Source organism: Streptomyces sp. NPDC003635, from assembly GCF_053587635.1.
Map to the genome: position 1 here is coordinate 42,765 of NZ_JBSFOK010000006.1, position 11,075 is coordinate 53,839.

Here is an 11,075-nt window from a genome sequence, read left to right on the forward strand (position 1 = left end):
TGGGCTGCAGGGTCGGTGGACGGCAGGGGCCGTGGGCTGCAGGGTCGGTGGACGGCAGGGGCCGTGGGCTGCAGGGTCGGTGGACGGCAGGGGCCATGGGCTGCAGGGGCGGTGGACGGGCAGGAGCCGTGGGCTGCAGGGGCGGTGGACGGGCAGGGTCGGTGGACGGCAGTGTCGGTGGCCCGCAGGGGCAAGTCGACGGCGCGGCGGGGGGCGTCGACGACTCGGCACTGTGCGGACGCGGCGACCGCATAGTGCCGGGCCCTTGGAACTCGTAGGCTGAACGCATGACCGAAGAACTCCCTGAGCTTCGAGCATCCGACGCCGACCGTGAGCGGGTCGCCGACATCCTGCGGGAAGCCCTCGCCGAGGGCCGGCTCGACATGGAGGAGTTCGGGGAACGGCTGGACGCGACCTACAAGGCACGGACGTACGGGGAACTGAACCCGATCACCCGCGACCTTCCGGTGGCGGTTTCCGTGAACCTGGTCAAGGGCCCTGAGGGGAACGGCGGTTGGGCGAGCCGCATCACGGGCGGCGAGGGCTCCTCCACGCTCGGGATCGCGGTGATGTCCGGGTTCGAGCGCAAGGGCCGCTGGACCGCCCCGCGCCGCTTCAACTGCTTCGCCTTCTGGGGCGGCGGGGAGATCGACCTGCGCGAGGCGAACTTCGCGGACCGCGAGATCGTGATCAACTGCGTGGCGATCATGGGCGGCCTGAATGTGATCGTGCCGCCCGGCGTCGAGGTGGCGACCCGCGGCATCGGCATCATGGGCGGCTTCGACCAGTCCGAGGACGGCGTCCCCGGCGAACCCGACGCCCCACGCGTGATCATCACCGGCTTCGCCTTCTGGGGCGGCGTGGGCGTGGAACGCAAGGTCACCAAGGCGGAACGCCAACGACTCCGCGAGGAACGCCGCCAGGAGAAACTGGAACGCAGGACGTCACGTCACGCGCTGCACGAGCGGCGGAGGGACGAGGAGGACTGACGGCGCCGGTCACAGCTCCGCCGGTGCCGAGCCCTTCAGGGTCTTCAGGTCGAAGGACTCGGCCATCCGCTCGTAGCCCCGGTCACTGGGGTGCAGATGGTCGCCCGAGTCGTAGTCGCCGCGGAGCTTGCGGGGGTTGTACGGGTCCCGCAGGGCCTCGTCGAAGTCGGCGACGCCGTCGAAGACCCGGCCGGAGCGGATCTCCGCGTTGATCCGCTGCCGCACCGCCTCGCGTTCCGCCGTATAGCCGCGGTGTCCCTGGAACGGCATCAGCGTCGCGCCGATCACCTTCAGGCCCCGCGCGTGGGCCTGGCGGACCATGACGCGCAGGCCCTCCAGAATGCGCTCCGGGTCCGCCAGCTGCGGGTTGCGGAGGATGTCGTTGACGCCCAGGGCGATGACCACGACCTTGACGTTCGTGCGGTTCAGCACGTCCCGGCCGAAGCGGTCCAGGCCGCTCGGGTTGTCCGCCGGGCGCCCGAGCCCTCCGACGAGGATCTGGTTGCCGCTGATCCCCTGGTTCACCACGCTGTAGCGCGGCAGGTCCTCCCCGGCCGCGAGCGCCGTGCGCAGTCGCAGCGAAAGCACGTCCGTCCAGCGGCGGTTGGCCCCCGACGTGGAGGTGATGCCGTCGGTCAGCGAGTCGCCCAGCACGACCACCGTGCCGTCCGAGTCCTTGCTCAGCACGTCCAGGGCCGTCAGATAGCGCCAGTACCCCACCTCCTCCGTGAACGCCGCCCCGGTCACGTCCTCGGTCCGGTCGCCCCGGGCGACGTAGGAGGCCTGCCGGGCGTGCGGGTGGTAGGTGACCGGGCCGGAGCGGGTCGGGGAGTACGTCGTGACCAGCACGTCCGCGTCCGCCGGGACGCCGACGCGGACCGCGTCGCTCATGACCTGCCCGCCGGGCGGGATCACGACCGTCGTGTTGCCCCCGAAGGTCAGCCGGCGCATCGTCTGCGTCACGGCCGCGGCGGTGTCGCTGCCCGCCGCCACGGCGATCGAGGTGTGCGTGATCGTCAACGGGGACGTGCCGTAGAGATTGGAAAGCGTGATCCGGGCACTCGTACCACCGACGCTGGTGTGGACGACGTTGCGGACCGAGCGGCCCGCCATCCCCTCCGTCTCGGTGCCGGGCTCGGCGGCGGCCGGCGAGGTCGACCAGGTGCCGACCCAGGTGCCGGTGGAGACCGGTGCGGCGGGGTTGCGCGGGGTGTTCCCGCTGGCCAGGGTGGACTCCTGGCCGCTGCCGTCGTCGGCGGCGACTCCTACGTAGATCGCCGCGGACAGTCCCACGATCAGGGCGACGATGGCGGAAAGCAGGGCATAACCGTGACGCCTGGTCATGCGGTGCGTGTCTCCTCGGGCAATGGGAGCCCGAGGCTCCGATGTGATCACCTCATGATGCGCCATGAGGCAGGGAGGGCCTGAACAGACCCCCCATTGGGCCGTGGAGTTCCCCATGGTGCTCCCCCCACCGGACAGACGCCGGGAACTCTCGTTTCGTTCCAGGAGTCGGTCAGGAAGGGACAATATGTACGGGGAGTGTGAACGGGTGGAGCGGATGGAACGATCGAAAACGGGCGAAACGGAAGCGACGGACGTAGGGCAGCATGCCCGGCGGGGCACTCCGGCGAACCCTGCCGGGGGCCGGTCCAACCCTGCCGGAGCACGACTTGACCCCGCCGGAGGGTCGGGCAGGGGCGTCCCCGCCGCCGCCGTCCGCGCGATGACCACCTTCAGCGCCGCCGACGAGGAGAAACAGCGCGGCGTACGCCGGATGAAGCTCACCGCGACCGGCCTGCTGCTCTTCGTGGCACTGATCTACGTCCTCGCCAAGTGGGCGTCGAATGAGGGCGCCGGTGCCTGGGCCGGCTATGTCGCCGCGGCGGCCGAGGCCGGCATGGTCGGCGCGCTGGCCGACTGGTTCGCCGTCACCGCCCTGTTCCGCCACCCCCTGGGCATCCCCATCCCGCACACCGCGATCATCCCGACCAAGAAGGATCAGCTGGGCGTCTCCCTGGGCGAGTTCGTCGGCGAGAACTTCCTCTCCGAGGCCGTCGTACGGCAGCGGCTGCGCGCCGTCGGCATCGGCAGCCGGCTCGGCGCCTGGCTCGCCGACCCCGAGCACGCCGACCGGGTCACCGCCGAGGTGTCGGCCGCGCTGCGCGGCGCGCTGACCGTGCTGCGGGACCAGGACGTGCAGGCGGTCGTCGGCGAGGCGATCACCCGGCGGGCCGACGCCCAGGAGATCGGGCCCGGCATCGGCAAGATGCTGGAGAAGGTGGTGGCCGACGGCGGCCACAAGCGGGTCGTCGACCTCGTCGTCTCCCGGGCGCACGACTGGCTGGTGCTGCACGACGAGCAGGTCATGGACGCCGTCCAGGGCGGAGCGCCCGGATGGACCCCGCGCTTCGTGGACAAGCGGGTCGGTGAGCGCGTCTACAAGGAGCTGCTGCGCTTCGTCACCGAGATGCGCGACATGCCCTCCCACCCGGCCCGCGGCGCCCTCGACCGCTTCCTCACCGACTTCGCCTCCGACCTCCAGTCCGACACCGACACCCGGGCGCGCGTCGAGCGGCTCAAGGGCGAGGTGCTCGGCCGCGGCGAGGTCCAGGACCTGATCGCCTCCGCCTGGACCGCCGTACGATCCATGATCGTCTCGGCGGCGGAGGACGAGCGCAGCGAGCTGCGGTTGCGGCTGCGGGCCTCGCTGCTGTCGCTGGGCGCGCGGATGGCCGTGGAGCCCAAGCTCCAGAGCAAGGTCGACAGCTGGGTGGAGGGCGCCGCGGTGTACGTCGTCACGACCTACCGCAAGGAGATCACCTCCCTGATCACGGACACCGTGGCGAGCTGGGACGCAGAGCACACGACCCGGAAGATCGAGGCGCACATCGGCCGTGACCTGCAGTTCATCCGGATCAACGGCACGGTCGTCGGTTCGCTGGCCGGACTGCTGATCTACACGGTGTCGCGAGCGCTGGGGGCGTAATCCCTGATGAGCGGGGCACCCGCCAGGGGTTCCGCTTGTCCGGAGGGAGCCGTGCCCATGACAGCAGCAGCGTCCGAGCCGGTGCCGGGAACCACCGGCACCGTCACCACCGCCGTACCGGCCCGCCTGGACCGGCTGCCGTGGTCGCGCTGGCACTGGATGATCGTCATCGGTCTGGGCACCGTGTGGATCCTGGACGGCCTCGAAGTCACCATCGTCGGCAATGTCGCCGGCCGCCTCGCCGAGGAGGGCAGCGGCCTCGACATCACCTCCGCCCAGGTCACGGGCCTGGCCGCCGCGCTGTACGTGGCTGGCGCCTGCGTCGGCGCCCTCTTCTTCGGCCGGCTGACGGACCGCTACGGCCGTAAGAAGCTGTTCATGGTGACGCTCGCCGTGTACCTGGCGGCGACCGCGATGACCGCCCTGTCCTTCGAGTCCTGGTGGTTCTTCCTCTTCCGGTTCCTCACCGGCTTCGGCATCGGCGGCGAGTACGCGGCCATCAACTCGGCGATCGACGAGCTGATCCCCTCCCTCTACCGGGGCCGCGTCGACCTGATCATCAACGGCAGCTACTGGCTCGGCGCGGTCGGCGGAGCCCTGCTGTCCATCGTGATGCTGGACACCGCGATCTTCCCCAAGGACCTCGGCTGGCGGCTGAGCTTCGCCCTCGGCGTCGTCCTCGGCCTGGTCATCCTCCTCGTGCGCCGGCACGTCCCCGAGAGTCCACGCTGGCAGTTCATCCACGGCCGCGGCGAGGACGCCGAGGAACTGGTGACGAAGGTCGAGCACGAGATCGAGCGGGAGAAGGGCGAGCCGCTGCCGCCCGCGCGCGGCGAGATCACCATCCAGCAGCGCAAGAGCATCGGCTTCGGCCTGATCGCCCGCACGGTCTTCGGGCAGTACCCGCGCCGCGCCACGCTCGGCCTCGCCCTCTTCATCGGTCAGGCGTTCCTCTACAACGCCATCACCTTCGGCTTCGGCGCCATCCTGACGACCTTCTACGACGTCCCGCCCGGCCGCACCGGCTACTACTTCGCCGTCATCGCCGCCGGGAACTTCCTCGGCCCGCTGCTGCTCGGCAAGCTCTTCGACACCCTCGGCCGACGCATCATGATCAGCTCGACCTATCTGCTCTCCGGCGTGCTGCTCTTCGGCACGGCGTGGCTCTTCGACCGCGGCTCGCTGAGCGCGACGACCCTGACGGCCTGCTGGTGCGCGGTGCTCTTCTTCGCCTCGGCCGGCGCCTCCAGCGCGTACCTCACCGTCTCCGAGGTCTTCCCGATGGAGACCCGGGCGATGGCCATCGCCTTCTTCTACGCCCTCGGCACCGCCGCCGGCGGCATCAGCGGCCCGCTGATCTTCGCGGACCTCACGGAGTCGGGCGTCGTCGGGGACACCGTGCTCGCCTTCCAGATCGGGGCCGGGCTGATGTGCGCGGCGGGCCTGGTGGCGGCGTTCCTCGCGGTGCGCGCGGAACGGCGGTCGCTGGAGGACATCGCGACGCCGCTGTCGGCGGTGGGCGCCAAGGCCTCGCACAAGGTGGCGTGAACGGGCCCCAACTCCCGTATGGCACAGGTCACATGTGACCGTGTCACACAGGCGCGAGCCCTCCCGTCATAGGGGTGTACGCACCTACGACGGACAAGGAGCCCACCATGGAAGCCCGCCTGAACCTCTTCGAGAACCCCGCCCTCGCCAAGGTCTTCCGGCACATCAACTCCGCCGGCAAGGCGGTGTCGGACCTCGCGGTGCCGCAGTCCACCCTGGAGCTCGTGAAGATCCGCGCCAGCCAGATCAACGGCTGCGGCTTCTGCACCGACATGCACGTCAAGGACGCCGCCGCGGCCGGGGAGACCCCGCAGCGCCTCCACCTGGTCGCCGCCTGGCGCGAGGCCAAGGTCTTCACCGAGGCGGAGCGCGCCGCGCTGGAACTGACCGAGGAGGGCACCCGCATCGCCGACGCGGCGGGCGGGGTCCCGGACGCGGTCTGGGAGAACGCCGCCAAGCACTACGACGAGGAGCAGCTGGCGGCGCTGGTCGCGATGATCGCGCTGATCAACGCGTACAACCGGTTCAACGTCATCGTGCAGCAGCCCGCGGGGGACTACCAGCCCGGTATGTTCGGCTGACCAGCTCCGTCGACCCACGTCCGGAAACCGAGGGGCCGTAGATGACCATCCGCAGGATCGTCCCCAACGTCGAGGTCGGCTCGCCGGAGGCGCTGGACACGAACCGCGCCTTCTACGGCTTGCTCGGCTTCGAGGAGGTCATGAACATGGGCTGGGTGGCGACTCTGGCCTCACCGGCCAACCCCACGGCCCAGATCAGCTTCTTCACCGAGGAACGCACCGGCCCGGTCGTCCCCGACCTCAGCGTGGAGGTCGAGGACGTGGACACGGCGTACGCCCAGGTCCTGGCCTCGGGCGCGGAGATCGTACGGGAGCTGCGGGACGAGGAGTGGGGCGTACGGCGCTTCTTCGTCCGCGATCCGAACGGGCGCGTGGTGAATGTGCTGACGCACGCGCGCTGAGCGCCGAGCGCCTGGGTTGGTGCCGACGTCAGGTGCTGAGGTCCGGTGCTGACGTCGGGTGTCAGCGCCGGGTGTCAGTGACTGGCCTGAGGTGTCGGCGTAAGGCGCAGCGCCAGCCGTCAGGCGTTGCGGTCGGCCACGGCCCAGGAGGCGAGCGCCACGGCGCCGGCGACGCCGAACACGGCCGGCCAGGCGCCGACCTTCTTGGCCAGCGGGTGCGAGCCGGCGAAGGCGGCGACGTACGCGGCTGTCAGCGCACCCGCGGCCGGCCCGCCCGCCCGCTCCCGCCACTGCTGCGCCGCGGCCGCCCCCGCGGCGGCCAGCACGGCCCCGCCCAGCGGCCGCTTCTTCGTCCACCGGGCCACGCCGTACCCGCCGACGAGCCCGCCCGCTGCGATGACCGCACTGGGAATCTTCGCCATGTCTGCCTGCCTCCTGGTTGCGTGCCCGCTGGGCTTGCGTGCCTGATGGGAAGAGGCTAATCGTCGGGCTCGACGATCACTCGAGCCCCCTGGAGAGCACAGGCGTGACGCTGCACCGGCACTTCACCACCCCTGACGGCACCCGCATCGCGTACCGCGACCACGGCCCGCACGACACCCCGGCGGCGATCCTGCTCCTTCACGGCCTCGCGGGCCACCAGGGCGAGTGGGACGACCTGACGACCCGCCTGCTCTGCGACGGCCACCGCGTGGTGACGTACGACGCCCGCGGCCACGGCGCGAGCACACGCCGCCCGCCGACGGTTACCAGGGAGGCGTGCGTAGGGGACGCGGCAGCGCTGATCGACCACCTGTCGCTGTCCCCCGTAACCCTGATCGGCCAGTCCCTGGGCGGTCATACGGCGATGCTGCTGGCGTCGGCCCGCCCGGATTTGGTGTCGGCGCTGGTCCTGATCGAGGCGGGCCCGGAACGTGCTGCCGAGGACACCCCCGCGCGGATAGGGGAGTGGCTGGACAGCTGGCCGAAGCCGTTCGCGTCCTTCGAGGCGGCCAGGGACTTCCTGGGTCATGAGGCATGGGCGAGAGGCCTGGAGGAGCGGGCGGACGGCTGGTGGCCGAGGGTGGACCGGGACGTGATGGTGGCGATGATCACGACCCTGACGAGGAGGGACTACTGGCGGGAGTGGCGCGGTATGACGACCCCCACCTTGCTGCTCCGGGGCGAGAACGGCTGGATGCCGGAGGAGGAGGCCAGGACGATGACGGCCACGCGTCCGACGGCGGTGCTGCGCACGATCCCGGCGGCCGCCCACGACGTACACCTGGACCAGCCGGAACGACTGCACGCGGAGGTGAGGGACTTCCTGGCCGAGCACACCGGGAAGGCCGCCGGACAGACACGGTGACCTCGTCTTATGCCCCCTGCGACGGTGGCGGCGGTCCGGAGGGTGCAGGATGGGGGGTATGACGACCAAGGTCTATTTCGACATCACCATCAACGACAAGCCCGAGGGGCGCATCACCTTCAACCTCTTCGACGACGTCGTCCCGAAGACGGCTGAGAACTTCCGCGCCCTGGCCACGGGCGAGAAGGGCTTCGGCTACGCCGGTTCCTCCTTCCACCGTGTCATCCCGGAGTTCATGCTCCAGGGCGGCGACTTCACCGCCGGCAACGGCACGGGCGGCAAGAGCATCTACGGCGAGAAGTTCGCCGACGAGAACTTCAAGCTCAAGCACGACCGCCCCGGCCTGCTCTCCATGGCCAACGCGGGCCCGAACACCAACGGCTCCCAGTTCTTCATCACGACGGTCGTGACGGGCTGGCTGGACGGCAAGCACGTCGTCTTCGGCGAGGTCGCGGACGAGTCGAGCATGGCGCTCGTGAAGAAGATCGAGTCCCTGGGCTCGCGAAGCGGCGCCACGTCCGCCAAGATCACGATCTCGGAGTCGGGCCAGCTCTGACGCGTTGCGGGGGTCGGGGCGCAAGGTGTTTGCGCCCCGGCCACGTTCGTATCGACGATCACCGGCCACGACATCGCTCCCCTTCTGGAGCAGCCGCTGACTCTCGTTCCGCTCCTTTCTGGGCCATCGATAGCCTGCCTCAATGATTCGAGAGGCGGTCTTCGACGTCGGTGAGTGCCTCATGGACGAGACCCGCGAGTACGCGACCTGGGCTGACTGGCTGGGCGTCCCGAGGCACACCTTTCACGCGATGTTCGGCACGGTCATCGCCCAAGGGCGCGACTACCGGGAGACTTTCCAGGAATTCCGGCCAGGGTTCGACCTCTGCCTGGAGCGCGAGAAGCGTGCTGCGGCGGGGCAGGCGGAGACTTTCGGCGAAACGGATCTGTACGCCGACGTTCGTCCGGCCCTGACGGAGCTCCGGGCCACAGGGCTGTGGCTCGGCATCGCCGGAAACCAGACTGTAAACGCGGGCCGGATCCTGCGGCAGCTCTTCTCCCACGACGTCGACCTGATCGGCACGTCCGATGACTGGGGTGCCGGCAAGCCCAGCCCTGAGTTCTTCAAACGCGTCGCTGCTGCGGTCCCGTTCGAGGTCGACGAGATCCTCTACGTCGGCGATCGCTGCGACAACGACATCCGCCCGGCGCGAGAGGCGGGCATGAGGACCGCGCTGGTCCATCGTGGACCGTGGGCCACCATCCAGTGGCACAGCCCAGAGGCGATGGAACTGCCCTCTTTCCAGGCGGACGATCTCAGGGAACTGGTCAGCCATGTCCGCGAGTTCAACGGCACAGCGCACTGACGGTCGTCGACCACTCGTAGAGGCGGTCGTCGAGGGCGCGGACGCAGGGCTCATGCTGATGGGGAGCGAGGGCGCGGCGGACCTCGCGCGCGGTCCATGCCGGTGGCGTACCAATTGATGGCCAACTGGCCGAGGGCCTTGCCCGCGTACTCGCAGGCCAGCTCTGTATTCCCACACGCCGTCTCAACGGCCGCAAGATCGCCGTACACGACCGCGCGCTGCTTGTCCTCGCCGAGCCCCATCGACTCCGGGGCTGCCAGAAGGCTCTCGCGAGCCTGGGTAAGGCGCCCCGCCACCATCTGCGTGTTCCCTTTGAGGGCGGCCGGTGGGGCCGGGGAGAGCCAGTCCAGCCACTCCGGCGAGTCGCGCTCGTTGGCCGTCGTGAGGATGTCCTCGGCGTGCCCGATCAGGTTGAGAGCAGTGCGGGTGTTGCCGCATCTCGAGTCGCATTCGGCCTCCACGGCGTCGAGCCACGCAAGCCAACAGCCCAGTGCGCCCCTAACCACCCAGGCAGGCGTAAATAGCCGAAGCGACTGCCATTCCCAGGGGGATGGGTACCGCGTTTCCGATCTGCTTTGCGATCTCCGTCTTCGAACCGCACCACCGGAATTCTCGAGGGAATCCCTGGATTCGGGCGGCCTCGTAATGGGTGATCGGGCGGGGTTCCGTGGGATGGAGGTAACGACCCTTTTCCGGTTTGAAGAACTCGGTGCGGATGGTGACGGACGGCTCTCCGATACGAAGCCTGCCCATGACGTCGCCCGTGCCCGTCTTGTGATTGTCCCAGCTTTCTGTCGAGAGGTACTCGACGTCGGTCTTCACGCCCGCAGGTCTGGGTACCGTGTAAAAAGCGAAAGCGCCGTCTTCGCCCACCGTGTACCACTTTCCCTCCAGATCCTTGCGGTTCCCCCCCGGAGGGATGGCAAGGTAGCGAGCCACCGAGAGTTGCTTCGGCTGGCGCCTGAAGTGGAGATCCTCGGTGGTGAAGACGCCGGCAACATTAACGCCGATGTCTTCGATGTGCTCTTTCCCGCTGGGAAGTTCGGTCCCTGAGAGCGGGAGTTTTGAGGATTCCTCGAAGACTCCGTCCACGGCTTTCCAAAAGCGGGGTTCGGCACTGACGCCGTCGAGTGTCGGTGCCTGTGCATACGTGCTCTTCTTCGGACGGCGCCTGTGCGTCGGGGTCGGGTAGGACATCGCATGACCGTTGTCGATGTCCTTGCGGACACCGATGACGATGGTCCGCCGGCGTACTTGGACCGCGCCGTAATCCGCCGCGTTGAGGAGGTAGCGCTTGATCTTCTGCTCGTTCGTGTCGGCAGGTACGTGCCCTGGAGGGTCGACCAGTCGGTACTCGGCCAGTTGTCCGCCCGCCTCGACCTCGTTGAGCAGGTTGTGGAACTCATCCGACTTGAGGAAGCGGTCGACGTTCTCGATCACGAAGACCTTGGGGCGCACCTTCGCGACGATTCGTACGTATTCCTCCCACAGGCGGTTGCGCTCTACGCCCTTCTTGTTCCGGTTCAGGGCAGAAAAGCCCTGGCACGGAGGCCCGCCGACCACCACATCCGCGTGCAGGTCGTCCTCGGTCGGCTCCCACTTCTCGATGTCCCCGAGGTGTACGCGGGCGGCTGGAATCCGCTTGTCGAGCCGCCCTCTGCCGAAGTTGACCGCGTATGTGGCAGCCGCGGCCTCGTTGTGCTCGACCGCCGCGAGGCTTCGGAAAACAGGACCGCCGTCCTCCGCCCCGGCGGGCCGAAACTCGTGGAACCCCTGAGTGAAGCCACCGCAGCCCGAAAAAAGGTCGAGAACGGTGATCATCTTGAGGTCGTCGGGACGGTGCGCGCGCATGGGGTGA

11 protein-coding genes and 1 pseudogene are annotated in these 11,075 nt (G+C 69.2%); 8 read left to right on the forward strand and 4 right to left on the reverse strand.

Features of this window, described 5'->3' with window-relative positions; all coding sequences use genetic code 11:
* Positions 1-287 precede the first annotated feature (287 nt).
* Positions 288-989, forward strand: coding sequence for a DUF1707 SHOCT-like domain-containing protein (locus ACWDRW_RS07920; protein ID WP_451721427.1), 702 nt, complete (start codon positions 288-290; stop codon positions 987-989).
* 9 nt (positions 990-998) lie between these two features.
* Here the strand turns inward: ACWDRW_RS07920 and ACWDRW_RS07925 are convergent, their stop codons facing one another.
* Entirely contained in the window at positions 999-2,333 is a 1,335-nt protein-coding gene (locus tag ACWDRW_RS07925) for an SGNH/GDSL hydrolase family protein (RefSeq protein ID WP_451721428.1), read from the reverse strand.
* Between the two features lie 187 nt (positions 2,334-2,520).
* Between ACWDRW_RS07925 and ACWDRW_RS07930 the strand changes: the two genes are divergently transcribed.
* The 4 genes from ACWDRW_RS07930 (at position 2,521) to ACWDRW_RS07945 (ending at position 6,508) form a co-directional block, all read left to right on the forward strand.
* Positions 2,521-3,978 carry a DUF445 domain-containing protein gene (locus tag ACWDRW_RS07930; RefSeq protein WP_451721429.1) on the forward strand — a complete coding sequence of 486 codons (1,458 nt, stop codon included), beginning with the start codon at positions 2,521-2,523 and terminating at the stop codon, positions 3,976-3,978.
* A gap of 57 nt (positions 3,979-4,035) precedes the next feature.
* Positions 4,036-5,526 (forward strand): MFS transporter, encoded by a 1,491-nt coding sequence (locus tag ACWDRW_RS07935; RefSeq protein ID WP_451721430.1) that lies wholly within the window; start codon positions 4,036-4,038, stop codon positions 5,524-5,526.
* Between the two features lie 107 nt (positions 5,527-5,633).
* Entirely contained in the window at positions 5,634-6,107 is a 474-nt protein-coding gene (locus ACWDRW_RS07940) for a carboxymuconolactone decarboxylase family protein (RefSeq protein ID WP_451721431.1), read from the forward strand.
* 41 nt (positions 6,108-6,148) lie between these two features.
* Positions 6,149-6,508: a VOC family protein gene (locus ACWDRW_RS07945; protein ID WP_451721432.1), complete on the forward strand. Its 360-nt coding sequence runs from the start codon at positions 6,149-6,151 to the stop codon at positions 6,506-6,508.
* Between the two features lie 119 nt (positions 6,509-6,627).
* Here ACWDRW_RS07945 and ACWDRW_RS07950 read toward each other — a convergent pair whose 3' ends face one another.
* Positions 6,628-6,930, reverse strand: a complete 303-nt coding sequence (locus ACWDRW_RS07950) for a hypothetical protein (protein WP_451721433.1) — start codon at positions 6,928-6,930, stop codon at positions 6,628-6,630.
* Positions 6,931-7,034: 104 nt separating this feature from the next.
* On the opposite strand from ACWDRW_RS07950, the gene ACWDRW_RS07955 reads away from it, so the two are divergent.
* The 3 genes from ACWDRW_RS07955 to ACWDRW_RS07965 all read left to right on the forward strand — a co-directional run bounded on the left by ACWDRW_RS07955 (position 7,035) and on the right by ACWDRW_RS07965 (position 9,217).
* Positions 7,035-7,856: an alpha/beta fold hydrolase gene (locus ACWDRW_RS07955; protein ID WP_451721434.1), complete on the forward strand. Its 822-nt coding sequence runs from the start codon at positions 7,035-7,037 to the stop codon at positions 7,854-7,856.
* A gap of 58 nt (positions 7,857-7,914) precedes the next feature.
* The gene (locus ACWDRW_RS07960) at positions 7,915-8,412 is read left to right on the forward strand and encodes a peptidylprolyl isomerase (RefSeq protein WP_451721435.1); all 498 of its coding nucleotides are present in this window, start codon (positions 7,915-7,917) and stop codon (positions 8,410-8,412) included.
* A 142-nt stretch (positions 8,413-8,554) separates the two neighbouring features.
* The gene (locus tag ACWDRW_RS07965) at positions 8,555-9,217 is read left to right on the forward strand and encodes an HAD family hydrolase (RefSeq protein WP_451721436.1); all 663 of its coding nucleotides are present in this window, start codon (positions 8,555-8,557) and stop codon (positions 9,215-9,217) included.
* Here the strand turns inward: ACWDRW_RS07965 and ACWDRW_RS07970 are convergent.
* Both ACWDRW_RS07970 and ACWDRW_RS07975 read right to left on the reverse strand, forming a co-directional pair.
* Positions 9,198-9,696 (reverse strand): annotated as a pseudogene (locus tag ACWDRW_RS07970) (transcriptional regulator); the annotation flags it as partial. The gene ACWDRW_RS07965 and the pseudogene ACWDRW_RS07970 sit on opposite strands and share 20 nt — an antisense overlap.
* Before the next feature lie 19 nt (positions 9,697-9,715).
* Positions 9,716-11,068: a DNA cytosine methyltransferase gene (locus ACWDRW_RS07975; protein ID WP_451721437.1), complete on the reverse strand. Its 1,353-nt coding sequence runs from the start codon at positions 11,066-11,068 to the stop codon at positions 9,716-9,718.
* Positions 11,069-11,075: the final 7 nt, after the last annotated feature.